26 protein-coding genes and 1 pseudogene are annotated in these 24,848 nt (G+C 63.6%); 15 read left to right on the plus strand and 12 right to left on the minus strand.

Translation table 11 applies throughout. The features are described from left to right. Nucleotides 1–139 precede the first annotated feature (139 nt). Entirely contained in the window at nt 140–1,294 is a 1,155-nt protein-coding gene (locus AUJ55_08655; GenBank protein ID OIO56322.1) for a hypothetical protein, read from the plus strand. A gap of 52 nt (nt 1,295–1,346) precedes the next feature. After that, entirely contained in the window at nt 1,347–1,907 is a 561-nt protein-coding gene (locus AUJ55_08660; protein OIO56323.1) for an elongation factor P, read from the plus strand. Nucleotides 1,908–1,987: 80 nt separating this feature from the next. On the opposite strand, the gene AUJ55_08665 is transcribed toward AUJ55_08660, so the two are convergent. The 6 genes from AUJ55_08665 to AUJ55_08690 form a co-directional block, all read right to left on the minus strand. Then, nucleotides 1,988–2,548: a hypothetical protein gene (locus AUJ55_08665; protein ID OIO56324.1), complete on the minus strand. Its 561-nt coding sequence runs from the start codon at nt 2,546–2,548 to the stop codon at nt 1,988–1,990. A gap of 448 nt (nt 2,549–2,996) precedes the next feature. Beyond that, complete coding sequence (locus AUJ55_08670; protein OIO56325.1) at nt 2,997–3,677, minus strand: hypothetical protein; 681 nt, start codon at nt 3,675–3,677, stop codon at nt 2,997–2,999. Nucleotides 3,678–4,147: 470 nt separating this feature from the next. Continuing rightward, nucleotides 4,148–5,122 (minus strand): hypothetical protein, encoded by a 975-nt coding sequence (locus AUJ55_08675; protein OIO56326.1) that lies wholly within the window; start codon nt 5,120–5,122, stop codon nt 4,148–4,150. Further along, nucleotides 5,119–6,120, minus strand: coding sequence for a hypothetical protein (locus tag AUJ55_08680; protein OIO56327.1), 1,002 nt, complete (start codon nt 6,118–6,120; stop codon nt 5,119–5,121). The genes AUJ55_08675 and AUJ55_08680 overlap by 4 nt, the downstream gene beginning before the upstream one ends. Continuing rightward, nucleotides 6,121–7,368, minus strand: a complete 1,248-nt coding sequence (locus tag AUJ55_08685; GenBank protein OIO56328.1) for a histidine--tRNA ligase — start codon at nt 7,366–7,368, stop codon at nt 6,121–6,123. A gap of 69 nt (nt 7,369–7,437) precedes the next feature. Beyond that, a complete protein-coding gene (locus tag AUJ55_08690) occupies nt 7,438–8,376 on the minus strand; it encodes a zinc metalloprotease HtpX (GenBank protein OIO56329.1) in 939 nt (312 codons plus the stop codon). A gap of 196 nt (nt 8,377–8,572) precedes the next feature. Here AUJ55_08690 and AUJ55_08695 point away from each other — a divergent pair, with 196 nt between their 5' ends. Together AUJ55_08695 and AUJ55_08700 are read left to right on the plus strand one after the other, a co-directional pair. Further along, on the plus strand, nt 8,573–9,925 hold the full coding sequence (locus tag AUJ55_08695; protein OIO56330.1) for a hypothetical protein: 1,353 nt from the start codon (nt 8,573–8,575) through the stop codon (nt 9,923–9,925). Beyond that, the gene (locus tag AUJ55_08700; GenBank protein OIO56331.1) at nt 9,918–11,015 is read left to right on the plus strand and encodes a hypothetical protein; all 1,098 of its coding nucleotides are present in this window, start codon (nt 9,918–9,920) and stop codon (nt 11,013–11,015) included. The genes AUJ55_08695 and AUJ55_08700 overlap by 8 nt, the downstream gene beginning before the upstream one ends. A 77-nt stretch (nt 11,016–11,092) precedes the next feature. Here the strand turns inward: AUJ55_08700 and AUJ55_08705 are convergent, their stop codons facing one another. Beyond that, entirely contained in the window at nt 11,093–12,196 is a 1,104-nt protein-coding gene (locus AUJ55_08705; protein OIO56332.1) for a chorismate synthase, read from the minus strand. Nucleotides 12,197–12,300: 104 nt separating this feature from the next. Here AUJ55_08705 and AUJ55_08710 point away from each other — a divergent pair, with 104 nt between their 5' ends. Continuing rightward, a complete protein-coding gene (locus tag AUJ55_08710; protein OIO56333.1) occupies nt 12,301–12,738 on the plus strand; it encodes a hypothetical protein in 438 nt (145 codons plus the stop codon). An 80-nt stretch (nt 12,739–12,818) separates the two neighbouring features. On the opposite strand, the gene AUJ55_08715 is transcribed toward AUJ55_08710, so the two are convergent. From AUJ55_08715 to AUJ55_08735, 5 genes are all read right to left on the minus strand, one after another. Next, nucleotides 12,819–13,925, minus strand: a complete 1,107-nt coding sequence (locus AUJ55_08715) for a hypothetical protein (protein OIO56334.1) — start codon at nt 13,923–13,925, stop codon at nt 12,819–12,821. A gap of 6 nt (nt 13,926–13,931) precedes the next feature. Then, nucleotides 13,932–14,795 (minus strand): hypothetical protein, encoded by an 864-nt coding sequence (locus AUJ55_08720; GenBank protein ID OIO56335.1) that lies wholly within the window; start codon nt 14,793–14,795, stop codon nt 13,932–13,934. 151 nt (nt 14,796–14,946) lie between these two features. Then, entirely contained in the window at nt 14,947–15,192 is a 246-nt protein-coding gene (locus AUJ55_08725) for a hypothetical protein (GenBank protein OIO56336.1), read from the minus strand. After that, nucleotides 15,192–16,475: a glutamate-1-semialdehyde-2,1-aminomutase gene (locus AUJ55_08730; GenBank protein OIO56337.1), complete on the minus strand. Its 1,284-nt coding sequence runs from the start codon at nt 16,473–16,475 to the stop codon at nt 15,192–15,194. Before AUJ55_08730 ends, AUJ55_08725 begins: the two co-directional genes overlap by 1 nt. 58 nt (nt 16,476–16,533) lie before the next feature. Next, the gene (locus AUJ55_08735; protein ID OIO56338.1) at nt 16,534–17,241 is read right to left on the minus strand and encodes a hypothetical protein; all 708 of its coding nucleotides are present in this window, start codon (nt 17,239–17,241) and stop codon (nt 16,534–16,536) included. 47 nt (nt 17,242–17,288) lie between these two features. Here AUJ55_08735 and AUJ55_08740 point away from each other — a divergent pair, with 47 nt between their 5' ends. The 10 genes and pseudogenes from AUJ55_08740 (at nt 17,289) to AUJ55_08785 (ending at nt 24,848) form a co-directional block, all read left to right on the plus strand. Then, nucleotides 17,289–17,942: a hypothetical protein gene (locus AUJ55_08740; GenBank protein ID OIO56339.1), complete on the plus strand. Its 654-nt coding sequence runs from the start codon at nt 17,289–17,291 to the stop codon at nt 17,940–17,942. Between the two features lie 12 nt (nt 17,943–17,954). Further along, a complete protein-coding gene (locus AUJ55_08745) occupies nt 17,955–18,632 on the plus strand; it encodes a hypothetical protein (protein OIO56340.1) in 678 nt (225 codons plus the stop codon). Between the two features lie 24 nt (nt 18,633–18,656). Continuing rightward, nucleotides 18,657–19,304 (plus strand): hypothetical protein, encoded by a 648-nt coding sequence (locus AUJ55_08750; GenBank protein OIO56341.1) that lies wholly within the window; start codon nt 18,657–18,659, stop codon nt 19,302–19,304. Next, complete coding sequence (locus AUJ55_08755; GenBank protein OIO56342.1) at nt 19,301–20,035, plus strand: pyrimidine 5'-nucleotidase; 735 nt, start codon at nt 19,301–19,303, stop codon at nt 20,033–20,035. Before AUJ55_08750 ends, AUJ55_08755 begins: the two co-directional genes overlap by 4 nt. 31 nt (nt 20,036–20,066) lie before the next feature. Then, on the plus strand, nt 20,067–20,663 hold the full coding sequence (locus AUJ55_08760; protein ID OIO56343.1) for a hypothetical protein: 597 nt from the start codon (nt 20,067–20,069) through the stop codon (nt 20,661–20,663). Nucleotides 20,664–20,670: 7 nt separating this feature from the next. After that, on the plus strand, nt 20,671–21,480 hold the full coding sequence (locus AUJ55_08765; protein ID OIO56344.1) for a hypothetical protein: 810 nt from the start codon (nt 20,671–20,673) through the stop codon (nt 21,478–21,480). Then, nucleotides 21,477–22,286: a hypothetical protein gene (locus AUJ55_08770; GenBank protein ID OIO56345.1), complete on the plus strand. Its 810-nt coding sequence runs from the start codon at nt 21,477–21,479 to the stop codon at nt 22,284–22,286. Before AUJ55_08765 ends, AUJ55_08770 begins: the two co-directional genes overlap by 4 nt. Continuing rightward, on the plus strand, nt 22,283–23,317 hold the full coding sequence (locus AUJ55_08775; GenBank protein OIO56346.1) for a hypothetical protein: 1,035 nt from the start codon (nt 22,283–22,285) through the stop codon (nt 23,315–23,317). Before AUJ55_08770 ends, AUJ55_08775 begins: the two co-directional genes overlap by 4 nt. Next, complete coding sequence (locus AUJ55_08780; GenBank protein ID OIO56347.1) at nt 23,310–24,308, plus strand: hypothetical protein; 999 nt, start codon at nt 23,310–23,312, stop codon at nt 24,306–24,308. The genes AUJ55_08775 and AUJ55_08780 overlap by 8 nt, the downstream gene beginning before the upstream one ends. A gap of 37 nt (nt 24,309–24,345) precedes the next feature. Then, nucleotides 24,346–24,848, plus strand: a pseudogene (locus AUJ55_08785) (hypothetical protein).

The raw sequence follows: 24,848 nt of genomic DNA on the forward strand, positions 1-24,848 counted from the left end.
CTTTGCCCTAACTTAGCCTGGCGACTTCGTTCATCTTTGCGAGGGCCTGAATAGGCAGGAGCGCGTTGACCGGAAACGGTTGCCCAGCCCCCCCGCCATCCGCAAGCTGCCCCCCCGATTCCCCATTCGTCGAGACCCCATGCCCCCCACCTGCGACCTCTTCTGCACCGTCGTCGACAACTTCGGCGACCTCGGCATCGCCTGGCGCTTGGGGCGGCAACTGGCCGCCGAGCACGATGTGCGGGTGCGCTTGTGGATCGACGCTCTGCCCCCCTTCGCACGGCTGCGCCCCCAGCTCGACCCCACCCTCGACCGCCAAACCCTGGACGGGATCGAGGTGCGGCTGTGGCGCGATCCTCTGCCCGAGGTCGAACCGGGCGACATCGTTGTGGCGCTGCTCGGTTGCCGTCTGCCCGAAGATTGGCTCGTCCGCATGGCGGCCCGCTCCCCCCAACCGGTGTGGCTCAACCTGGAACATCTGAGCGCCGAGGATTGGGTCGAGGGGGTGCATGGGCTGCCCTCCCCCCACCCCCGCCTGCCGCTGACCCAACACTTCTTCATGCCCGGCTTCACCCCCAAAACCGGGGGGCTGCTGCGTGAGGGGGATTTGCTGGCCCGCCGCGACCGTTTTCAGAACGACCCCGACGAACGCGGCCGCTTCTGGCAACGGCTCGGTATTGCAGAGGAACACCCCCAGGAGCTGCGGGTGTCGCTGTTCGGTTACGAAAACCGGGCGTTACCCGAGCTGCTGGCCGCCTGGGCGACGGGTGATCGCCCCATGCGGGTGCTGCTGCCCGAAGGCAAGCTGCTGCCCCAGGTTTCGTCTTGGTTTGGTGCGACGTTGCACAAAGGGATGGTCCGTTCTCGGGGACACCTCGCCCTGCACGTGCTGCCAATGCTCGATCCCGACGATTACGACCGGCTGCTCTGGGGCTGCGATCTCAACTTCGTGCGCGGTGAGGACTCCTTCGTGCGGGCACAGTGGGCGGGGCGCCCGATGATCTGGCAACCCTACCGCCAAGAGGAGCAGGCCCACAGCGCCAAGTTGGAGGCCTTTTTAAGCCGCTACCTCCTTGAGGGGCTAGCACCGGAGGATCGCTCGGCGGCGCTCCAGCTGTGTCGAGGTTGGAACGCCGAAGAGGGGGTGGCCGCCGCCTGGCCCGGTTTTCTGGCCCGCATCGCCCCGATCTCGGCCCATGCCCAGAATTGGTCGGCCCATTTGGCCGATCAGATCGATCTTGCTGAAAACCTGATGCTTTTTTGCCGTCCATGGCTAAAATCCGCGCCCATTTGACCAATCCCAGATTCGACCCGGATTTCCGGGATTACTACTTCAGGACAACCTCATGAAGATCGCTCAAGAACTCCGCTCCGGCAGCATCATTATGGTCGGCAAGGATCCCCTGGTGGTGCAGAAGGCCGAATTTTCCAAATCGGGCCGCAACGCCTCCGTCGTCAAGATGAAGCTCAAGAACCTGCTCACCGGCACCGCCACCGAAGCGGTTTACAAGGCCGACGAGAAGTTCGAGACCGTCACCCTTGAAAAACTCGATTGCACCTACTCCTACTTCGCCGATCCCATGTATGTCTTCATGGACGGGGAATACAACCAATACGAAATTGAAGCCGAGAACCTGGAAGACGCCCTGCCCTACCTGGACGATGGCCTCCCCGTCGAGGTGGTCTTCTACAACGGCAAGGCGATTTCGGTGGAGTTGCCGGTCGCAGTGGTGCGTGAGGTTGAATACACCGAGCCCGCCGTGAAGGGCGACACCTCGGGCAAGGTGATGAAGAGCTGCCGCATCAAGCCGACCGGCCACACGATTCAGGTCCCCGCCTTTGTTGAGACCGGCGACAAGATCGAAATCGACACCCGCACCGGGGAGTACCGCAGCCGCGTCAAGTAAGGGCGGTCGCACGGTTCGACAACAAAAAGGCCAGCCCGATGGGGCTGGCCTTTTTGTTGTCGTCGTCGGAAAGCGGTGGATCAGATCGCCCCACGACCCTCCCAGGTCACTTCGACGGTCTTGGTCAGCGCCTCGTCCAGGCTGGCGATCAGCGGTGCCTTGCTCTTGAAGTCGCTGAACCCCTCCAGAACGGTCACCAGCTTGTCGGCGGCCGACTGCCCCTTGAAATCCCCCTTCTCAAGCCCCAAGGACTCGGTCAGCTCGGTCCAGACCATGCCGTCGAGCAGGCCAACAAAGAGGAACTCGATGCCGCCGAGCTCAAGCTTCATCTCGTCCTTGATGTTGCGCACGTAGACCACCGCCTTCATCGCCGGGTCGAAATCGTTCTGGTAACGCGCCAACAGGGGGGTCATGTCGGCCAGATCGTTCAGCACCCCCGAAAACAGGGTGATGGTGTCACCCGCCAACACAATCGCCTGACGCAGCACCACGACGGGGGGCTTGCGTCGCCCTTGGGCGTCGGCGATTTCACCCTCGACCACGACCAGCTCGCCCCGGTAGGCGCCCAGGCCATCGCTGGTAGTCTCTTTGAAGTTGGTGTTGAACAGCAGGTTTTGGCTCTCGTATTGGTCGAGCAGCATGGCGTTCCCCTTAGGCGTGATGATTGAACGGGCGTCAAACAAAGCAATGCCAGACCCATTGCAACGCTCGGGCCAGGGGGGATGGCCTTAAAAACCGCAATAAATACGGGGGATTGGAATGGATCGAGGGTGTCGCATTGGCGACATCCGGTTTTCGAGGTGGGGGATGTGTCGGGAAGGCGACAAGGGGGGTGGGGGCGCCTGTTGGTGGATGCGCTGCGCCGATTCACCCTACCTCAAGGGCATTGGGTTTCTAGGAGCCTGTCGGGCTTGAGATCGTCCTACTCGGCAATTGCTCCTGCATTGCTCTACCTCCTGCATCCATGCAGTCGTGCGCCGGCAGGTAATCGGTCCAAATTTCCCCGGTTTTTCGTCACATAGACACCACTATGATCCTCAAAACCGTGAAAATTTGGCCTCGATTCCCCACTCGGCTCGCTACGGACGCTCAAGCCCGACAGACTCCTAGGATCGCCATGAAGCGGCGGCGGTAATCGACGAAGGTGATCCCACCCGCGACTACGGCATCCAAGTCTGCGCAGCGCTCGGGGGCATGGGCCAAAAACTGGGGCTTGTGCCGGGTATGGAATTCGAGCAGGCGGTCGGGGGTGCAATCGGCGGCCAGCTCGGTGCGCAGCCGATAGGCGGCCCACACCCGCTTGGCGAAACGGTCGGCCGCCGCCGGATCGCTCAGCCCCTCTTCGTCGCTGGCGGGCAGCCAGGGGCGCTGGCGCATCAGGGTGCGGGCGAAGAGCCCCGAACCGAGCGTCGCCTTGCCGTCGCCGTCCAACACCGGGGTGGAGCCCAAACCGCAGCTCGGGGAGCGGGCCTTGAAGACCACCCCGTCGATCTGCTCGTGATTGAGCAGCCAGGCGATGGCGTGATCGACCAGCACTTCGGTGACATCGAGGCCGGGATCGTCGACCCCCACCGCCTTGGGCAGTCGTTTGCCCGCCACCAAGCGCACCGGCGGACGCGGCACCCCCAGCCCCGCCTCGACCTCGGGGCAGACCAGCGCCACCGCGAAGGACTCGGCCAGTTTTTGCACCGCAGCGCTCGGCTTGGCGTTGCCGTCGTAGCGTACCGGTTCGCCGAGCAGGCAGGCGGAGATGGCGATCCAGGGTTTCATGGTTGGCTCGACGCTCTAAAAAAAACGAAGACGGCTCACGGCACTCGCTCCAGGCAGTGCTCTACCTCCGGCATCCTTGCCGGCGACGCGCAGCAGAGCTTCGGCGACTTAGGGAAACGCTGATTAAAGGCTTCTGCCTTGAATCAGCACGCTACGCAAAAACCAAAAGTAGGCGCCTTGAGGCGACGTCGTTTTTGCTTGGCTTATAAAATCAGACGAGCTTCGGCGACGGGGTCGCCTCCTACTTACCTGATTTTGGCGGCCCATCCCTGGGTCGCTCGGAAGCGTATTTAATCAGCGCTTCCTTCGCGGCTGGGGTGAGCCGCCTTTGATGTTGTTGGTGGACACAGTGGACAGACCCGTGGACGTCGTGGACAACGGTCGACGGACCCACTCAACACGGCTTTCTTGCCTTGATTGTCTTCGCGTCCTTCGCGTGAGCCGCTCTTACCTTGCCCCTTTTGACCGCCTCACCCCTCCAGCGGATGGTGGCAGGCCGCCTCGTGCTCGGTCCCCATCCTCGTCAGCGCGGGCGCCACCAAGCAGGCCTCGCTGGCGCGGGGGCAGCGGGGCTGGAAGGGGCAGCCCCCTGCCGAGGGGGGGTCAAAGGTGGGGCGGTCGGGGATGGGGGGGTGGCGCAGTGAGGGGTGCTCGGCGGGGGTCGCCTCGCGCAGCAGGTGGGTGTAGGGGTGGCGCGGCGTGGCGAAGAGGGCGCGGGTCGGTCCCTGCTCCATCACCCTTCCGCGGTAGAGCACCACGATGCGGTCGGCGATGGTCGCCACCACCCGCAAATCGTGGGTAATGAAGACCGAGGCCATCTCCATCGACCGGGTCAACTCCCGCCACAGATTCAAAATCGAGGCCTGCACCGAGACATCCAGCGCCGAGACCGGCTCGTCGGCCACCACCAGGTCGGGCCCCATAATCAGGGCGCGGGCGATGGCGATGCGCTGGCGCTGACCACCGCTGAACTGGTGGGGGTATCGCCCCATATCCCGGGCTTCGAGCCCCACCCGCTCCAACCACTTGGCGACCCACTTGGCCCGCCCGGCGGCGTCGAGCTGCGGCAGAAAGTTGCGCAGCGCCTCCCCCACCGCCTCTCCCACCTTGATGCGGGGGTTGAACGAGGCGAAGGGATCTTGAAACACCATGCCAACCCGGCGGCGAAAGTCGCGCAGCTCTTTTTCTTTTTTGCCGACGATCTCAACCCCGTCGAAGTGGATCGAACCGCCGTCGACCCGGCTCAAGGCGACCAGCGCCCTGCCCAAGGTCGATTTGCCGCTGCCCGACTCCCCAACGATCCCGACCGTTTGCCCCTTCTCGACCCTCAAATCGACCCCATCCAAGGCGTCGACCCAATCGGTCGCCCCCCACATCCCCGAGCGAACCGGGTAGCGGATTTTGAGCCCCTTGGCCTGCAACAACGGCGGGCTGGTCTGCGTCATGCCGCCCCCCCCTCTTCGAGCCACGCCTCGGGCCGAATGCAGCGCACCCCCTGGCCGCCGTCGTATTCGCGCCAGGGGATGCCGTCTTCACACTCGACCACCGCATGGGGGCAACGGGGGCGGAAGCGGCAGCCGTCGGGGGCCTCGCCGGGACGGGGGACCGAGCCGGGAATCCCCTCGGCAAGGGTTCCATCGCTGCGGGGATGGCAGGCTTGCAGGGCGCGGGTGTAGGGGTGGAGCGGGCGGTCGAAGATTTGGGCGACCGGCCCCGATTCGACGATGAGACCTGCGTACATCACCGCCACCCGGTCGGCCATCTCGGCCACCACCCCGAAATCGTGGGTGATGAAGAGGGTCGCCATCGCCTCCTCGCGTTGCAGCTGACGGATCAAATCGAGGATCTGCGCCTGAATGGTGACGTCGAGGGCGGTGGTCGGCTCGTCGGCGATCAGCAGTTGGGGGCTGCAGGCGATGGCGCCGGCGATCAGCACCCGTTGGCGCATACCGCCCGAGAGCTCGCCAGGGTACTGCTGGGCCCGCTCTTCGGGGCGGTCGATGCCGACCCGGTCGAGCCAGCGCACCGCCTCTTTCATCGCCTCGCGGCGCGACAGCTTGCGGTGGACCTCCAGCACCTCGGCAACTTGGCGACCCACGGTCAGCACCGGATTGAGGGCGGTCATCGGCTCTTGAAAAACCATGCCGATCCGGTCGCCCCGGATTTTGCGCCAGGTTTTGTGCTCGGCCCCGACCATCTCGACCCCATCGAAGCGGATCGAGCCCGAGACCACGGCCCCTTCGGGAAGCAGCCCCATGGCGGCCAGCGCCGTCATCGACTTGCCGCAGCCCGATTCCCCGACCAGGCAGAGCAGCTCCCCCGGCTCAAGGCTTAAGTCGACCCCCTCGACCGGACGAACCCCACCGCTGCCCCCCAGGGCGACGGTGAGGTTGTTCAGGGCGAGGATGGGGGTGGCCGCCTGGGCCTGATCCGGCGAGGGCACTTACTCGCTGCCCATGATGAAGGGCAGCTCGGCAATCGAAATGCGGTGTTGCGGCACATCGCCGTGCATCGGCTTGACGGTGACCTCTCCGGCGGCCAGCTCCTCCTCCCCGAGGATCAACGCCATCTGGGCCTGGACCCGGTCGGCATGTTTCATCTGCCGTTTGAACGAACCATCGGGGGCGGTCATGACGGTCAGTCCCTCGCCGCGCAGAGTCCGGGCAATCCGCACCCCCTCGGCGCGGGGCTCCTCCCCCACCGCGATGATGATGGCGTCGACCACCCGCTCGGGAGCATCCAGGGACGAAATCAGCAGCAGCCGCTCGATTCCGGCGGCAAAGCCGACCGCCGGGGTGGCGGGGCCGCCGAGTTGAGTCACCAAACCGTCGTAGCGTCCCCCCGCCAGCACCGTGCTCTGGGCGCCGAGCTGGCTGCTGACGAACTCAAAGACGGTGCGGGTGTAGTAATCCAAACCGCGCACCAACCGGGCGTTGGCAATGAAGGGGATCCCCGCCCGCTCCAAACCATGGACGACCCCTTTCCAGTGGGCGTCGCAGGTGGGGCACAGGTGATCGGTAATCTTGGGGGCGTCGGCGGCGATGGCCCGGCACCCCTCGTTTTTGCAGTCGAGCACCCGCAGCGGATTGCGGGTGTAGCGCTCCTGGCAGTGTTCGCACAGCTGCGCCTGACGGGGGGCGAGGAAGTCGAGCAGCGCTTGGCGGTAGGTGGGACGGCACTCGGAGCAACCCACCGAGTTGACCTCCAATGTCGTCTCGCCGATCTCCAGGGCGTCGAGCAGATCGACGGCGATGGTCAGCAGTTCGACGTCGGCGGCGGCATCCTCACGTCCGAACCACTCGACCCCGACCTGATGAAACTGCCGGTAGCGCCCCTTCTGGGGCCGCTCGTGGCGAAACATGGGACCCATGTAGCAGATGCGTTCCTCGACCAACTGCCCGCTACGGTTCGAAAGCAGCGCTCGCACCACTGCGGCGGTCCCCTCGGGACGCAGGGTCAGCGACTCCCCGCTTTCGGTGGTCAGGGTGTACATCTCTTTGCTGACGATGTCGGTGGTGTCGCCGATGGAGCGCTTGAACAAGTCGGTCGATTCGAGGATGGGGGTGCGCCATTCGGAGAAGCCGGCCCGCCCCAACTGGTTGCGCACCCGCTCCTCCAAAACCTGCCAGCGGCCAATGTCGGGGGGAAGAATGTCGAAGGTGCCGCGGACGGGACGGATCGGGTTGGACACATGAACTCCATGATTCAACAGACAAAAAACCGGCCCGGATCGCTCCGGGCCGGTCGATGTTTCAAAGGATTAGCGGGTCTCGCCCCAGGGGCCCGACTTGGGGGTCTGCTGGACGGTGGGCTGGCGGGGAGCGGCGCCCTGGCCGCGCAAAGCGGCGATGCGCTCCTCCAGCGGGGGGTGGCTTAAAAAGAGGTGGCCGAAGCGGCTGCTCCGCTTGCCCGAAATTCCCATCGCCGTCATCTGGTTGGGCATGGCGGGCTCATGGGCGCGTTGCAACGCTTGCAGGGCGGCGACCATCTTGGGCGCTCCGACCAGCCGGGCGGAACCGGCATCGGCCCGGAATTCCCGCTGACGCGAAAACCACATGACGATGATCGAGGCGAGGATGCCCAAAACGATTTCGGCCAGGATGGTGGTCACCCAAAAGGCGGCCCCCTGTCCTCGCTCGTTTTTGAAGATCACCTTGTCGACGAAGTTGCCGATCACCCGCGAGAAGAAGATCACGAAGGTGTTCACCACCCCCTGGATCAGGGTCAGGGTGACCATGTCGCCATTGGCGATGTGGCTGATTTCGTGGGCCAACACCGCCTCGACCGCCTCTTTGTCCATCGAGCGCAGCAGCCCGGTGCTGACCGCCACCAGGGAGCTGTTGCGGCTCATGCCGGTGGCAAAGGCGTTGGGATCGGGGGCGTCGTAGATAGCGACCTCGGGCATGCCGATCCCCGCCTGCTGCGCCTGGCGCTGCACGGTGCGCACCAGCCAGGCCTCGGCCTCGTTTTGGGGTTGTTCGATGACGACGGCGCCGGTCATCCGCTTGGCGCTCCACTTGGAGATCGCCAGCGAAATGAAGGAGCCCCCCATGCCGAAGATGAACGAGAAGATCAGCAACGATTGCAGGTTCAAGCCGTTTTGATTCAGGTAAGGCTCGACCCCCAGCAGCTGCATGGTGATCGACAGAACGATGACGATGGCCAGGTTGGTGGCGAGAAAAAGTAGTATGCGCTTCATGTCGATGGTGCATCCTCTTGAGTGATGGGACCGAGCCGAACGATCCGGCGCGGGAAGTCTAACCGATACTGCCGAAGATCAATAAGGCGGCGCGGCCATCGTCAAAGGCTCCTCTGTGTTTTTTGCTGCATGGGCAGGCGAGGCGACGCGGAATGTCCCCTTCCGATTCCAACAACATCTACCGGTCCAAGCTCCGATGAATCCGAGCGCCATCGACATCGTCAGCGACCACCGCCGCATGCCCCCCCTACATCGCGGCGGCGCCCTGTATTTGGGCAACCTGTACGCCATCTTCTATGGCGACGGCTCCCGCACCCGCGAGTTGATGGGGCGGGTTTCGGGGTTCTTCGGCTACGGGGGGCGGTTGCTACCCATCGTCGATCTGCTCTACCCCCAGGGGCCCAACCTACTGTTGCTGGAGCAGATTCCCGACCCCCCTTTGCTCGATCTCCTGGGGGGGCACCTGGCCCTAAGCCTGCCCCGCTTCGAGGTGATCGAACCGGAGCAGGCCTCCACTTTCGAGCAGGGGCTGGCCTCCCGCCCCGATCTTCTCCCCCAGGCGGGCATCCAGCCCGGTTTCTGGATCGACGGTTTTGTCGCCGACGCCGAGTTGGAGCGGTTGGGGCACCACTTCGGGCTGCGTCCGGCGACCACCTGCATCGCCAGCCGCCACGCCAACGACAAAAGCAGACTGCGACTGTTCCTTGAATCCCAGGGGCTGCCCCGCTTCGATGGGGGGTTGGTGCACAACCTTGAGGATGTCGCCCGCATGGGGATCCAACTGCGGGGGATGGGATACCGGCGGGCGGCGCTGCGGGCCGCCATCGGCGCCTCGGGGTTCGGCTTTTGGCCGGTCGACCTGGAGGGGGGCGATCCACTGCCCGACCCGCCCCATCTGTTCGAACACGGCCCCGCCCTGCTTGAAGGGTGGCTGGCACCGGGGGTCGACGGCATCGATGAGGTCACCTCCCCCAGCGTGCAGTTCTTCATCGCCCAGGACGATTCGGTCTGCCTGTACGACCTGACCGGGCAGATCCTGCGCGAACGGGCCATCCACGAAGGAAACATCGCCCCTCCGGTCGATCTGCCCACCTCCGAGGTCGCCGCCGCACTGGTCGAATACAGCCGCCCCCTGGTCGCTTGGCTCCACAGCCAGGGGTACCGCGGCCCCGGCAGTATCGATTTTCTGGTGGTGCAGCGGGGGTCGAACTGGGAGGTCAAAATTTGCGAAATCAACGCCCGGGTCACCGGCGCCACCTACCCCTCGTTGCTGGCCCGCCGTCTGCTGCCGGGGGGGGGATGGATGCTGCGCAATGTGCTGCTGGCTCCTGGCCAAAACGCCGCCGCCCTGATTGCAGCGCTGCACGACAGCGGCTTGATGTTCAAACCGGGGGGGGAGCGAGGGGTGATCCCCGAAAACCTGATTCACGGCGATGGGGGCAAGCTCATCAAGGGGCAGATGCTCTTCATGGCCCCGACCTCCCACGAATGCCTTCAGCTGGCCGATGAACTGGCTCGTCGTTTACACCACAGGCTGCGTTATGAATGAAAGCGACTCCCGTATTTTAGAGTTGGCCAAAGCCCTGATTCTGATCCCCTCCATCGAGGGAAACCCCCAGGGGCTGGCCCATGCGGTGCGGTTGGTGCGCAGCCATATCGAAGAGGTTGCCGGGGTCGAGATCGACGACTACATGGTCGAAGGCAGACCCTGTTTCGTGGCCCACCCTGCGGGCAACCGAATGGTGGCGGTGATGCTGGTGGGGCATGTCGATGTGGTCGAGGGGCGGGAGGAGCAGTTCTTCCCGGTGGTGCGCGACGGTCGGCTCTACGGGCGCGGCGCGGGCGACATGAAGGGGCAGGTGGCGATTTTGGCCGAGCTGTTTCGCCTGCTGCTGAGCGAGCGCCCCTACCCCCTGGGGCTGATGATCACCAGCGACGAGGAGTCGGGCGGGGAGCACGGGGTACAGTGGCTGCTCGAAAAACAGGGGGTGCGCTGCGAGGTCGCTTTGATTCCCGATTCGGGGCGGATCGACGAGATCGTGGTGCGCGAAAAAGGGGTCATCAACGGCAAACTCACCACCCACGGGGTGCGGGGCCACAGCTCCCGACCCTGGCAGGGGGACAACGCCATCCACCGCCTGGTGCAGATCATCCACCGCCTCACCACACGCTTCGAGGCGCTGGCGCAGGGGGCCGAGCAACACTGGCACCCGACCCTGTCGGTCAACGTCATCGCCACCGCCAACCATGCCTTCAACCGAATCCCAGGCCACGCCGAGGCAACCGTCGACATCCGCCATCCGGCGCAGTGGCATGCCAGTTCGTTGCTTGAACTGATCGAGGAGGAGGCGGCCAAGGAGGGGGGGAGCTTCAATGTCGAGATCGCCGCCGAACCGCTCGAAACCGAGCCCGATACCCGGTTTCAGGCCATTGCCCAGGAGGTGATCGGCCGCGAGGTGCGCTTTGTTTCGGAACACGGCGGCTCCGACGGGCGGTTCTTCACCCGGCAGGGGATCCCGGTGGTCATGGCCCGCCCCGAACTGGGGGGGCTGCACGGGGACAACGAATGGATCGATGTGCATTCGATGATGCAGTTTCGGCAGATTGTGGAGCGGTATGTGCGGCAGGTGCTGGGGTAGGTTTTGACGGGGTCGTCCGCAAGGCTGTCCACGGTTTCAGTGGTGGACTCAACCGTGGGCAGCCCAGTGACGGAAGACTATCCCCCCCCCATCCCCGCCAAGGTCGCCGCCAACGATTGCGGGTCGCGCCCGGTCTGGGCGCGGTGGCGCAACCAGTGATCCATCAACACCAGCGCCACCATCGCCTCGGCGATGGGGACGGCGCGGATCCCCACGCAGGGATCGTGGCGGCCGTGGGTGACAACCTCGATGGGATGGCCTTGCTTGTCGATGGAGCGGCGGGGGATGGCAATCGAGGAGGTCGGTTTAATGGCCAGACGGGCAAGCAAATCCTGCCCCGAGGAAATCCCCCCGAGCACCCCTCCGGCATGGTTACCGACGAATCCTTCGGGGGTGATTTCATCGCCGTGTTGAGAACCGCGCTGCCCGACCACGCCAAACCCATCCCCGATCTCGACCCCCTTGACTGCGTTGATCCCCATCAGCGCCTTGGCGATGTCGGCATCGAGTCGGTCGAATACCGGCTCCCCCAACCCCACCGGCATTCCGGTCGCCAGCACCTGCAACTCGGCGCCGATAGAATCACCCGCATTGCGGGCCGCTTCGACCTCGGCGGTCATGGCGGCCACGGCGTTTTCGTCGGGGCAAAACAGAGGGTTTTGGCCGATCCGATTCAGGTCGACTTGGGCGATGCGGGCGGCGCCGATGGCGCTGACCCAGGCGTGAATCGCCACCCCATACTGACCGAGGAATTTCTTGGCAATCGCCCCGGCAGCGACCCGCATGGCGGTCTCCCGAGCCGAGGAGCGCCCGCCGCCGCGATGGTCGCGGATCCCATATTTGTGCCAGTACCCCCAATCGGCATGGCCGGGCCGGAAGGTCTCACTGAGGTTGCCGTAATCCTTGCTGCGCTGGTCGGTATTGCGGATGAGTAAACCTATGGGGGTGCCAGTGGTCCTGCCCTCGAACACCCCAGAGAGGATCTCGACTTGATCACCCTCTTGGCGCTGGGTGGTGAGTTTGGATTGGCCAGGACGGCGGCGGTCGAGGTCGCCTTGCAGGTCGGCCTCGCTGAGCGGCAGGCCGGGGGGGCACCCCTCGACGATGGCCAGCAGGCCGGCGCCGTGGCTTTCGCCCGCCGTACTTACCCGGAATATCGATCCAAACGTATCGCCAGCCATATACCCATACCTTGACGGAGAAATGCGCTCCCTTACATGGGGGCGTTGTGCATTGTGCGCGAGACATCCCGCCTCGAAGGCTCAAATGGAAAGGAGAAACACCCATGTCCCTAGTCCGCTTCGATCCGTTCCGTGAACTACAGCAGATGCAAACCAGCCTAGGCCGCCTGTTCGGCGAGCTCGACCCCCGACAGGGCGAGGGGCTCGATCAAGATTCCTGGTCCCCTTCGGTCGACATTGTGGAGAAGAAGGAGGCGATCGTCATCCAGGCCGACCTACCGGGGGTCAAGAAGGAGGACATCCACGTCGAGGTCAACCATGGCCTGCTGACCATCAAGGGGGAGCGGCGCTTTGAGCAAGAGAGCGAGGAGCACAACGTCCACCGCCTGGAGCGGCGCTACGGCAGTTTTTCACGCTCGTTTTCGCTGCCCGACAGCGTCGATGCCGACCAGATCAAGGCGGCGATGAGCGACGGCACCCTGGAGCTGACCCTGCCCAAGATCGAAAAGGCCGCGCCCAAAAAAATCGACATCTCAGGTTAACCCCGGTCGCAAATCCCCAAAGAAAAAGGGCGGTGGAGATCCACCGCCCTTTTTTTGCCTGCTTACAAACCGCTGGGTTTTTACTTCCAGCCTAGAGTCGCCTGCACCATGTAACGGGTATCGACCTGCTGCCCGGCATAGCCGCCCAGCTCGGTCTGATAGTAGGTCGCCGCCACGGTCATGATCCAGAAACGAACCTCGGCGCCCGCAGTGGGGTAACCACCGTTCAAACCGCCGCGCAGCAGCAGATGACGCCCCATCAAGCCCAGCTCGGCACCGAGGTGGAGCCGCTTGGCAATCGAGGTGTCGCCATAGCCGTTGGTGATGTCTTCGTAATCGGCGGCCAGTACCAGATCGGCAGCCCACGATTCGGGGTGGATGGAGACCCCGGCATTGACGGTCATAGGGATCTTGCGGGTTTGATCGTCAAAGAGGTTGGTGATGTTCATGGCAGAAACGGCAACCTTGGGATTCAGCGCCGTGAGGAAGGGCAGCTTGTAGGCAAGCCCCACATCGAAAGCGCTGTCGGTGACGGTCTCACTCGTGGTTCCGGGGCTCCAGTCGTAGTTGGGATCCGACAACTGCGCCATGGTCACCGCTTCGTGCAACCACTGCCGTTGCAAGAACTTACCCGCCACACCCAGCCGAAGGCCGTCGGTTAGCTCAAACGAGGCGCCCACAATGGCACCGGCATCGAGACTGGAATTGATCTCCACGGCGCCCGCCGAAGAGAAGGGATTGTGGACCATGGCGTCGACTTGGGCTTTGCCAATGGCGGCCACGGCGAAGTTATCCCAGGCAACGGTGGGGGTGACAGCGGCACGCAGATGCAGCAATTCCCCTTGATGGGCGATCACCACCTTGGTGGTTTCGGTAGTCCTCAGGTTGGGATCGGGATTGTTCGCCGCATTGTTCAGGTCATTGGCGAACAATTTGAGGTTGTCGTTCACCTCGACCAAGGGGTTGATCAATTCGAGCTGCATCGGCTGCTCGGCCAGGTTGGCGGGGTTGGTCCAGAGGGCATCGGATTCCTCCCCCACCGCCACGCCGGTCCCACCCATGGCCGAAACCCGGGGGGAGTCGTAGAGGTGGTAGTACTCGTAATTGACGGGGGCGGCCTGGACAGAGGCGGCGGCCAACACCAAGAGGGCGGTAGTGCTCGCGGTCAGAATACGTTTCATGGTCATTCCCCCTTATTGACCCATCATGCCGGCAAAACCGCCCTGGGTGTTGGCATAGGCGTTGACGTTGGAGGCGGTCAGGTAAGCACTGATGTTGGCCTGGGTAACCCCGGCCGAGCTGCCACAGGGAATCGTTTGACCTGGATTGGCCGGATCGGCGATGGGAGTGCAGGGGGTCGCCGCGATGTTGGCGCGCAGGGTGGCCATATCGGGCACCGTCGGATCGATCGACTGGGCCAGCGAGTCAACCATGGAGGTACTGCCCGCCAAAGCGCCGGCGCCGTTGATCATCCCGGCGATGGCCTGCGAAGCCAGCACCGTCGCCGAAACGGAATTACCCCCCACAGAAATGTTGGGATTGGCATTGGCAGTAAAAGCGTTATTGATATCGGCGGGCGTCGGTTGCGAAGAACCGGTCACCTGAGCCACCACCGAGCCGAGCAACACCATCGAGGCGAAGGCCGCCTGGGCTTGCAGTTGGGTGTTGTTGGGATCGGCTTGCAGCGCCTGATTCAGTTGGGTGACCGCATTGCTCAGATTCTGGGCGTCGGCAGGACTCGCACTGAAGCTCAAACCGCTCAACGCCGTCGAATTGGCAGTTCCGGAAGGACCGGCGGTCACAAGATCAAGCATGGTCTGGGTGTCGATCCCCGCCGCCCCCATCGCCGCCGCCGCATAATCGAGGGGATTCACCGAGCCGAGAGGGGCGTTGAGGATGGCGTCGTAGTTGCCCTGATCGAGGTTCAGGCGATTCTGATATTCCCTGGACTGATCGCTATCTTTGGCTCCGGAATCGAGCCCTTGAATGCTGTTGCATCCGGCCAGCAGGAGCAGCGACGCCGCCGTCGCCCCCCCAAAAATTTGCCAGTGTTTCATCGTCGCTTCTCCTCTTTGTGTGGTTGACGCAAAAGGGCTGCGTCGCATGAATCGTTGGGAAAATCGTCAACTGCCCAAAGCAAGCTTAGGCAGGGTCTGCTCCGCCTACCACCTGGAGCCTCAAAGTCGTGCAGTCAATCACACGCCAACCCTACAACGGTTCATCTCGATCCGTCGTACCACCATCACGACAGCGGACGCAGTGCCCATCGGGGTCGAGCCCCTCCTTGGGTAGATAGGTGCCACACTTGCTGCAAGGGAGTAAGGGATTCACCCCCTGCTCAGATTCGGTCTCATCGGGCAACTGCGGTTGCCGCCACCAGTCCCGAACCGTCAAAAACGCCCGCCAGATCAATACGAGCAGCAGCCCCGCAATCAAAATACGCAGCAGTCCCATTACTTCAAACCGCTCAACACCTCGGTCGCCGCCGCCAGGGTTTGTTCTAGATGGGCCTGGGTGTGGGCTGCCGAGACGAATCCGGCCTCGAATTGGGAGGGGGCCAGGTATTGACCGCGAGCCAGCATCCCCTGAAACCAGGCGTTGAAGCGGGTCAGATCGCTCCCCTGGGCCTGGGCGAAGTTGTGCACTGGTCCCTCCCGGAAGAAGAGGCCGAACATTCCCCCCACCCTGCTGGCGGCAATCGCCACATCGGCCTTGGCGGCGATGCCGACAATCCCATCGACCAGGAAAGCGACCTTGGCGCTCAACTCCTCGAAGAAGCCGGGGACCGAGATCAACTCCAGGGTTTTGATCCCCGCCGCCATCGCCAGAGGGTTTCCCGACAAAGTGCCCGCCTGATAAACCGGACCGGCGGGGGAGATCAGCTCCATCAGTTCGCGCTTGCCGCCAAAGGCACCCACCGGCAGACCGCCGCCGATCACCTTACCCATGGTGGTCAAATCGGGGGTGACCCCGTAGTGGGCCTGGGCACCCCCCAGGGCGACTCGGAAGCCGGTCATCACCTCGTCGAAAATCAAGACCACGCCGTGACGGGTGCAAGCCTCGCGCAGCCGCTCCAGGTAACCGGGGATCGGGGGGACGCAGCCCATGTTGCCTGCCACCGGCTCGACGATGATCGCCGCGACGTTGTGCCCGTTTTGCTCAAGATAGGCATCGACCGCGGAGCCGTCGTTGTAGGGTAAGGTGATCGTGTGGCGGGCGTAGTCGGCGGGGACGCCGGGGGAATCGGGCTCGCCAAAGGTGGCGGCGCCGGAACCGGCCTTGACCAACAGGCCGTCGGAATGGCCGTGATAACCGCCGTCGAACTTGATGATGTCGTCACGCTTGGTGGCGGCCCGGGCAAGCCGGATGGCGCTCATGGTCGCCTCGGTCCCCGAACTGACCATGCGCACCATCTCTACGCTGGGCACCAAATCGACCACCATCTCGGCCAGGCGAATCTCGGCCTCGGTGGGGGCGCCGAAGGAGGTCCCCCCCTGGGCCACGTCGCACACCGCCTTGAGAACCTCGGGGTGGGCATGACCCAGGATCATCGGTCCCCAAGAACCAACGTAGTCAAGGTACCGCTTGCCACTCACGTCGGTAATGAAGGGACCACTGGCGCTTTGGATGAAGGGGGGATGCCCCCCCACCGCCCGGAAGGCCCGAACCGGGGAATTGACCCCACCGGGGATGACGCGACGGGCACGCTCGAACAACTGGGACGAATCGGCACTCATGGAAACAAACGCTCCTAAAAATCAAGCCCGGGCGGTCAAGACCGCTTCATAAAGCAGATTAAACGTCGAGCAAGCCCGACAAACGCAGCACATTGATTGCCAGCCTCTGCCCCGCCGCGCCGAGCGCCTGGGCATGCCCACGGGCCGCCTCGATGCAGACCAGTGGATCGGTCGGGACGAAATCGCCGTACTCCATCACCATGTCTTCGAGCAGGGCGCTTTTGACCTGGGGATGAAACCATAGTGCATAGCCCTTGGCGCCGATGCGGGCAATCAAGGGTTCACCCTGGGGATCGACCGCCAGCACCACCGCATCGGCGGGCAGCGTCACCCGGTCGGTCTGCCAGCGCAGCACCGGGAAGGGTTCACTCAGCCCGGCAAGCAGGGGGTCGACGAGTCCCGCCTCGGTGGGGTGCGCCTTGGTCAGGGTGCAAAAGGGATCGCAAGGCTCAACCCGACCCCCGTGGCCGGTGGCGAGCAGCTGCCCCCCAAGTTCAATCCCCACCACGGTAACCCCCTCGCGCAGGGCGATGCGCAGGAAACGCTCCTCACCCTTCAGGTGGGCCACCTCGTCGCGGTGGCGTGGCCCCATCGGCCCCCCCAGCGAGATCACCAGGCGGTGCCCCTGCGGCAACAAGGGGACCGCATCGCCCACATAGGGGCGGCAGTAATCGAATCCTATTCCTAAGGTTTCGAAGGGGACTTCCCACTGGGCCAGAAACTCGGCGTGGCTGTGCTGCAAAACCAAAACGGGGTGTCGCGGCATGTCATTCTCAGGGCAGCAGGGTTCACCTCATCATCGAGGGAACAACCTTGAGCGATGCCCACCCAAGCGGGAGGACGGTACGGCTTCATGCCGGCATTTTTTCCTACAGCATCGACGCCGGGTGGCGCGATTTCATGATGGTAACGATAATCCCTCCCAGCGCCATCTTCCCTACCCTCCATCGCCCCCATCCGGATCAACCCATGAGCCAACAGGTCCAGCGCCTCTCCCTTGTCCTCTTTTCGGGCTCCTACGACCGTATTTTGTTTGCCTTCGTGTTGGCCTCGGCGGGAGCCGCCATTGGGATGCGGGTGTCGATCTTCGCCACCTTTTGGGGACTCAATGCGGTGCGGCGTCCCGGCGTCGAGCCCTTGGCGCCGTCCGGCGAGGCCGATTTGGAGCAGGCGCTACGCCACCTCAACCGCCCCGGACTTGAGGATCTGCCCCTGTCCGATCCCCGCCTTGCCGCCTTCAATGGGGGCGACCTCAAGGCGTTGGTCGAGCGCAAGGGGACGGCGCAGCTGGATGAACTGCTGGAGATCTGCCTGGAGCTAGGGGTCAAAATCACCGCCTGCGAGATGGCGATGGTATTGCTGGGCATCGGCAAGGACGAACTGATCGAGGGGGTGGATGCCGACTCCGGTGCGGTCTCCTTCCTTTCGGAGGCCCGCAGCGAAGGGGCATTGACCTTTTTCATCTGACGAGGCCACCCCATGTCGTTACCCATTGCCGAGCGGATCCACGAACTGCGTCAGGCCATCGACGCCCTGGGTCCTGAGTGGCGCCCCCCTTTGAGCGAAAGCCAGAAGCGTCAGACGGTCGACATGGTGCTGGCCGCCATCTCCGACCTCGCTCTAACCGATCGGGAATACCAAGCTTTGGCCCACAGCCTAGATGATGGGCTCTTGGCGCAGCGGCTGGCCGACAAGATCAAAGAACAGTTCAACCATCGCGACCCTCAAATGACCTACCTGCGTATCGACGCCTACGGCAAGCAGGTCATGAGCCCGGCGCTGGTGGAGGTCTGGCCTGCGGGGCATCACTCCCCCATCCATTCCCACGCCGGATCGGTGGGGATCATCAAATGTCTGGCTGGAAGGATCGACATCAAGATTTACAACGAACTGCGGGCCAACGCCCGGGTGACCGACGCCTTCACCTTAGAGGCGGGCGACACCACCTATCTGACCGACCGGGAAAACACCGTCCACACCCTGACCTGCCCCCGGGATGTCCCTTTTGCCGTCACCGTGCAGATCTACCGCAGCATTCGCGGCCAAGCCTTCGACTACATCGGGCGCGATTTCGACATCCACCCTTTCGTCCCGAAAAACGACGGCAGCTGGCAAGAGATCATGTTGGCCGAAGGACTCGACCCCACCCAGGGGTGACCGTCCAACCCCGGAGGAGCACCCGTGAGCGATACCTTCGACCCCAAACGGATTGCTGCCAAAGAGCGTATCGCCCAGGAGCGGCGCATCCCGACTCACCCCCCCGGCCACCCCCGCCTACCGGTGGGGCAGCGGCAGGTCTTTAATTTTCCGGTGCTCGATCTCGGTGTGGTCCCAAACGTTGATCTCGACCCATTCCATCTTGAGATCGACGGCGCGGTCGAACGCCCCTTGTCGCTAACCTGGGCTGAACTGCTCGCCCTGACCCAAACCGACGTCGTTGCCGATTTTCACTGCGTCACCACCTGGTCGCGGCTCGACAACCGCTGGGGGGGAATTCTGCTCCAGGATTTGCTCGCTCTGGCCCGTCCTACCCCCAAGGCCGCCTTTTTGATCGCCCACTCCCTGGACGGCTACTCCACCAACCTACCGCTGCCGGTAGCGCTGGACGACGACGTGCTGGTCGCCCACCACTGGGAGGGTCAGCCCCTGACCGCCGAACACGGCGGCCCGCTACGGCTGGTCGTGCCCAAACGCTGGGCTTGGAAAAGCGCCAAGTGGGTCAACCGCCTGACCTTAACCGAGGTCGACCATCCCGGCTTTTGGGAGGTACGCGGTTACCACAACAACGCAGACCCCTGGGGCGAAGACCAGGAGCGCTACAGCCGGTGAATCGCGCCACGGGGCTCCACCGCTGCCTCCCCCCCCAACCGGTGTGGTTGATCGACCTGGACAACACCCTCTACTCAGCCCACCGCGACGTCTTCCCCGCCATGGATCGCAAGATGACCGCCTACATCATGGCGCTGCTGAGTTTGGACGCGGCGGCAGCCAATGCGCTGCGCCAGCGTTACTGGGTGCGGTATGGCACGACCCTCAAGGGGCTGATGCGCCACCATCGGGTCGATCCCGACGATTTCTTACACGCCGTGCACGACATCCCCCTGGATGAACTCACCCCCGACGGTCGGCTGCGGGCCGTCTTGAATCGGTTGCCGGGGGCCAGGGTGCTCTACACCAACGCCTCGATGGGGCACGCCCGGCGGGTGCTGCACCGACTTGGGGTCACCAACCGCTTTACGGGGATCGTCTCGATCGAAACCCTGAACTACGAGCCCAAGCCGCATCGCCAGGCGCTTTCGCAGCTGTTGGCGGGGCTTCCGGGGGGGCCTAAAATCATGGTCGAAGATAGCTTGGCCAACCTGAAGAGTGCCAAACAGTTGGGGATCAAGACGGTCTGGGTTGCCCCGAACCGGGGCCGCCCCATCCTACCCCCCTGGGTCGACCGCTGGATCCCCGACATCTATGCTCTACCCCGCATCATTCCTGGCTTGGTTGGCCCTTTCGCCGCCAGAGCAGGAGCACCGCCCCGGCGCAATGGAAACCGTTTTCCCCCGGCCTAATCGGCCTCAGCGCACCACAGGAGTTGGAACCGTGAGCGAACCCTCAAGCGGCGGCCGCCGCAGCCGACGCGACGACATTTTGACCAAGGTGGTCGAGCTGCTCGAAAGCCCCAAGGTCGACCGGATCACCACCGCCCTGCTCGCTAAAGAGGTGGGGGTCTCCGAGGCTGCGATCTATCGCCACTTCAAGGGTAAGGGGGAAATCTTCGAGGGGTTGATGGACTTCATGGAGCAAAGCCTGTTAGGGGCGCTTGAACAGTTGAAGAAAAGCGACGCCGCCGATGTGGCGCTGGTCCGATTTATGGAATTCACCCTGCGTTTCGTCGACCAGAACAAGGGAATCGCCCGGCTGCTCGACGCCGAGTTGCTGCGCCGCGAGGCCCCCGAGTCGGCCCCCCGCTCGGCGCTGATGAGCGAGCGTTTGCAGGCAGGGCTGAAAAACCTGATTCAGCAGGGGCAGCTGGCCGGCACCCTGAATCCCGCCGCCTCGGCCACCACCCTGGCCCGCATCTGGGTCGACTTGATCGTCGGTCGGGCGCTGCGGTTTTCGTCGAGCAATTTCAAAGAGCTACCGCTGGATCGCTGGGACGAACAACGCTCCCTGCTCTACCGCCTGATCGCCCCCTGAGCCCATCATGGCCCGTCACCTAAGCGATCTGATTCCCAACTGGGTCGGCCCTTTGGGGCGGGGGCTGATCCAGCCCTCCTATTACATTATCGATCTGACCGTCTTCGTCGTGCGTGCTTTTCGCGATTGGCACGGACGGGTCAGTCTGCTCAATCGGGCCACCTACCGCAGTCTGGTCACTCAACTGATCTTCACCGGCATCGACGCCCTGCCCGCCATCACCCTGCTGGCATTTCTGTTCGGGGTTTCGATCGTCACTCAGCTGGTCACCTGGATCGAGGTCTTCGGCTCGAAAGAGGACATCGACATCATTCTGTCGTCGGTGGTGGTCAACGAAATCGCCCCGATCATGACCGCCTTGGTGTTGATGGGACGCTCCGGCTCGGCGATCACCGTCGATCTGGGCAACATGAAACTCCACGGCGAGGTCGAGGGGCTCGAACTGCTGGCGATCAACGTCAACCACTTCTTCGTCACCCCCCGGCTGATCGGGGCTGCGGTCTCCCACTTGGTATTGGCGGTTTATTTCTCGGCGATCTCGGTGATCGGGGGGCTCGCCTCGGCAGCCCTGCTGTTCAACATCAAGTATTTGAGCTACCTGCGCGATATTTGGCTGGCCTTCGATCCGGTGGGACTGATTTTTTTCAGCGTTAAAAACCTCTTTTTCGGGCTCATCATCGCCACCACCGCCTGTTACCACGGCCTGAGCGTGGGGCGCTCCCCCACCGAGGTGCCGCAGCAGACCCAACAGGCGATCATCCGGGGGCTTTTATTGATTTTCTTCGTCGACGGCCTCTTCGCGGTGATCACCCCATGATTGGCCAAGAGCGACTGCGCATCGTTGCCATCGAGGCCCGCGGGTTGATCCCCAGGGTGCCCGAGGGTTGTCCGTGGCAGCCAAGCCCTCTCAACCTGAGCGTCCCCTGCCACGCGGTGGTCGGAATGGTCGGCCCCAACGGCAACGGCAAAACCACCTGGATGCGGCTGCTGGGGGGGGTGGACGATCCGGCCCAGGGCGACCTAACCCTGCTGGGGCGCGACGTCTGGACCCTTGAGGAGTTCGAGTGGCAGGGGCTACGCCAAGAGGTGGGGTTCATCCTCTCGCACACCCCGCTGTTGTCGGTGGTCAACGGGCTGGTCAACGTCACCCTCCCCGCCCTGTACCACCAAATGGGAACCCCTGCGATGATCGAGGAGCGGGCCCGCAAATTGATTGACCGTCTAGGCTGGAGCGGCGACCTGACTCTGCTGCCCGGTTTTATGTCGGAGCTGCAACGGCGGGTCTTGGCGCTGGCCCGCTGTTTGATTCTCAATCCTCGGGTGCTGTTCATCGACGAACCCTTTGTTCCGCTCGACAATGCAGCCCGGACGCAGCTGGAGCGCCACCTCATCCGCTTGGTCCGGGAGGAGGGGTTGACCCTGGTGGCCAGCAGCCACAATCTGTCCTTCGTGCGGCGCCATGCCGACATCATTTTGTTTGCCCATTCCACTGGGCTGAAAATCTTTGGCTCCTGGGATCAATTCAGTGCCGATCCCGACCCTGAAATTCAGATATTTCTTCACCCCGAACTGCCCGAAGCCACGGCAGGGGCGGGCCATTTTGACCAGGATCGACCCCGATGAGCAGCGGACAAAACCGCCCCAAGGTCCATTACAGCCACCGGCTGACCTACACCACCCAAGAGCGGCTGGTGGGTGTCTTCGTATTGGGTGCCCTGTTGCTGCTGGCCACCGTGCTCTTCGTCAACGGTCGCACCGCCCACCTCTTTGACGACACCTTCGAGGTCGTCGCCTTCTTCCAAAATGCCCAGGGGATCACCCCCGAGACCCAGGTCAAGATCACCGGCATCGACGTCGGCGACGTCAAGTCGATCGACATCACCCCCGACAACCGCATCCGGGTGGTCATGCGGATCTACGAGCGCTTCCACGGTTTGATTCGTGAAAACTCCAAGGCGAGCCTGGGCAAGCTGTCGCTGATCGGCAATGCCACCATTGAGATTTCTCTGGGCGACGCGGCGCTGCACATGGTGTCGGAAAACACGGTGCTCGAAGTGGAGGAGGCGGTCTCCATCGACGACATCATCGCCAACGTGGAAAAAACCCTGACCCCAGTGCTCGTCAAACTGGAACAGACCATCAGCGACGTTGCCGCCATCGTTCACGCGATCCACCCCGAGGACATCGAGCAGACCCTGCACAACGTGGCCGGCACCACCGACAACGTCCACACCCTCACCGAGCAGATGGCCCAGGGCAAGGGGGGGGCTGGAGCGCTGCTCAACGACCCCCAGGTCGAGGCGCAGATCAAGGATTCGATCGCCAGCGTCGAGGCGACCCTGAAGAAGGTCGACGAACAGGTCGCCGCCCTGCGGCCTAAACTCGACGGCATCATGGGCGATGCCCAGGCAACCACCGATCAATTCCCCGAACTGGTCGCCCACGTCGACAAACTGGTGGCCGAACTCAACACCACCATGGCCACCGTGAATCCCCAGTTGCAGCAGATGCCGGTGCTCATCACCAAGATGAACATGATTATGGAGTCGACCGACCGCATTCTGCAGGGACTGCAACGGGCCTGGCCGGTCTCCTCGGTGATCGAGGTGCCCAAAGAAAACCGGCTGCTGGAGGTTCAACCGCTCAATGAATAAGCCGCGATCCATCCCGAGCTTGGCCCTGCTCCTGACCCTTGCCCTGCTGACCGCCTGCGGCGGCAAGGCGCCCCCCCCCAAACCCGAGGTGCTCTCCCAAGCCGACTACTACCTGAGCCGGGGTTCCCAGGCCTACGCCAACGGCGATTGGGTGACCGCCACCGAGATGTTCCAAAAGGGGCTGGCGGTCTACCGCAGCATCGACCTGCCCGAGGGGATGGCGATGGCCAACCTCAATCTGGCCCAGACCTCGATCATGGTGGGCAACCTGACCGCCGCCGAGCGGCATCTAGATCTGGCACAGGTAACGGTCGCCCGGGAAAAGGGGCTGGAGGAGGTTGGACAGAGGATCGTGCTGGGGCGTGCCGCCGTGGCCGCCCGCCAAGGGGATGCCGAGCAGGCTCAAACCCTGCTGGCCACCTTGCTTCCCAATTTTAAGGAGGATGGCCGCCCCGAGGGGGGCTTGAAACCGATCCAGCTGAGCGCCCTGTTCGACCGTACCTCTTTAGCGGTCGACGGCGACGACATCGATCAAGCCCAGCTGTGGATGACCCGCTTGAACAAAGCGGTCGACGGCGACAAACCGGACGACCCCCGCCTGCTGGGCCGGTTCGATCTGTTGCACGGACGGCTGCATCTCAAGCAAGGGGAGGCTGAGACGGCGTTGGCCGATTTCGCCTTGGCGCTGGAGCACTATCGTGGCGGTTTGTATCGTCCCGGCATCGCCGCCACCTTGACCGAATGGAGCGACGCCGAGGTTGTGCTGGATCGTTGGCAGCAGGCACGCGAAACTTTAATCCGGGCTCTACGGGTTCGGCTGTGGCTGCTCGACCGTGCCGGCACCATTGCGGTGCTAGAACGTATCGCCAAGATCGACACCCACCTGGGTCACCCGGAGCATGTGCAAGAGATCCAGAACTGGATCGAGGCGATCCGCAACGGCGATCCCGCCCAATGGGGACCGCTTCGTCCCGAGGTCATCCCCCCATAACCGGGATGATCCGCCACCGAGAATCTCATCGCAGCCCATGAACATCACCTGCACTCAATGCCAAACCACCTTTTCGGTTCCCGACGGATTGATTCCCCCCGAGGGGCGCAGGGTACGGTGCGCCAATCCCGAGTGCCGGACGATTTTTCAGGCGTACCCGGTCGCCGTTTCGTCGCCAAAACCGCTCGAACCCGAACCGCTGTTTGCCGGCCCCCAAGAACCCGAACCGACGTCCACCCCCGCACCGACCATCGCGCCAACATCTGCCGCCCCGCAGATTTTCCCTGGCTTCGACGACACCGGCTCATTCCGCACCTCACCCTTTAGCAAAGAGGAGGATGAGGCGCTGGCCAAGCTCCAGGCCGACCAGATGACTGAGGAGCTCTCCCACCGCGATTTGCTGTTTCATCAAGAGGTCTTCCCCCAGAGCCACCGCCTCGATGCCGAGGGCGATCTCTCCTTCGATTTTGTGCTGCCCCGGCGCAGCGCCGAGGAACCCGCGCCCCCACCCCCAGCCACCCCCGAACCGCCCCAACCCAA

This window comes from Proteobacteria bacterium CG1_02_64_396 (assembly GCA_001872725.1).
Classification (GTDB): Bacteria; Pseudomonadota; MNWR01; order CG1-02-64-396; family CG1-02-64-396; genus CG1-02-64-396.

What these genes read in the sequence shown, in the direction of transcription:
- AUJ55_08655 (OIO56322.1), top strand. Translation starts at nt 140, where the DNA reads ATGCCCCCCACCTGCGACCTCTTCTGCACCGTCGTCGACAACTTCGGC.
- AUJ55_08660 (OIO56323.1), top strand. Translation starts at nt 1,347, where the DNA reads ATGAAGATCGCTCAAGAACTCCGCTCCGGCAGCATCATTATGGTCGGC.
- AUJ55_08665 (OIO56324.1), bottom strand. Translation starts at nt 2,548, where the DNA reads ATGCTGCTCGACCAATACGAGAGCCAAAACCTGCTGTTCAACACCAAC.
- AUJ55_08670 (OIO56325.1), bottom strand. Translation starts at nt 3,677, where the DNA reads ATGAAACCCTGGATCGCCATCTCCGCCTGCCTGCTCGGCGAACCGGTA.
- AUJ55_08675 (OIO56326.1), bottom strand. Translation starts at nt 5,122, where the DNA reads ATGACGCAGACCAGCCCGCCGTTGTTGCAGGCCAAGGGGCTCAAAATC.
- AUJ55_08690 (OIO56329.1), bottom strand. Translation starts at nt 8,376, where the DNA reads ATGAAGCGCATACTACTTTTTCTCGCCACCAACCTGGCCATCGTCATC.
- AUJ55_08695 (OIO56330.1), top strand. Translation starts at nt 8,573, where the DNA reads ATGAATCCGAGCGCCATCGACATCGTCAGCGACCACCGCCGCATGCCC.
- AUJ55_08700 (OIO56331.1), top strand. Translation starts at nt 9,918, where the DNA reads ATGAATGAAAGCGACTCCCGTATTTTAGAGTTGGCCAAAGCCCTGATT.
- AUJ55_08705 (OIO56332.1), bottom strand. Translation starts at nt 12,196, where the DNA reads ATGGCTGGCGATACGTTTGGATCGATATTCCGGGTAAGTACGGCGGGC.
- AUJ55_08710 (OIO56333.1), top strand. Translation starts at nt 12,301, where the DNA reads ATGTCCCTAGTCCGCTTCGATCCGTTCCGTGAACTACAGCAGATGCAA.
- AUJ55_08715 (OIO56334.1), bottom strand. Translation starts at nt 13,925, where the DNA reads ATGACCATGAAACGTATTCTGACCGCGAGCACTACCGCCCTCTTGGTG.
- AUJ55_08720 (OIO56335.1), bottom strand. Translation starts at nt 14,795, where the DNA reads ATGAAACACTGGCAAATTTTTGGGGGGGCGACGGCGGCGTCGCTGCTC.
- AUJ55_08725 (OIO56336.1), bottom strand. Translation starts at nt 15,192, where the DNA reads ATGGGACTGCTGCGTATTTTGATTGCGGGGCTGCTGCTCGTATTGATC.
- AUJ55_08730 (OIO56337.1), bottom strand. Translation starts at nt 16,475, where the DNA reads ATGAGTGCCGATTCGTCCCAGTTGTTCGAGCGTGCCCGTCGCGTCATC.
- AUJ55_08735 (OIO56338.1), bottom strand. Translation starts at nt 17,241, where the DNA reads ATGCCGCGACACCCCGTTTTGGTTTTGCAGCACAGCCACGCCGAGTTT.
- AUJ55_08745 (OIO56340.1), top strand. Translation starts at nt 17,955, where the DNA reads ATGTCGTTACCCATTGCCGAGCGGATCCACGAACTGCGTCAGGCCATC.
- AUJ55_08765 (OIO56344.1), top strand. Translation starts at nt 20,671, where the DNA reads ATGGCCCGTCACCTAAGCGATCTGATTCCCAACTGGGTCGGCCCTTTG.
- AUJ55_08770 (OIO56345.1), top strand. Translation starts at nt 21,477, where the DNA reads ATGATTGGCCAAGAGCGACTGCGCATCGTTGCCATCGAGGCCCGCGGG.
- AUJ55_08775 (OIO56346.1), top strand. Translation starts at nt 22,283, where the DNA reads ATGAGCAGCGGACAAAACCGCCCCAAGGTCCATTACAGCCACCGGCTG.
- AUJ55_08780 (OIO56347.1), top strand. Translation starts at nt 23,310, where the DNA reads ATGAATAAGCCGCGATCCATCCCGAGCTTGGCCCTGCTCCTGACCCTT.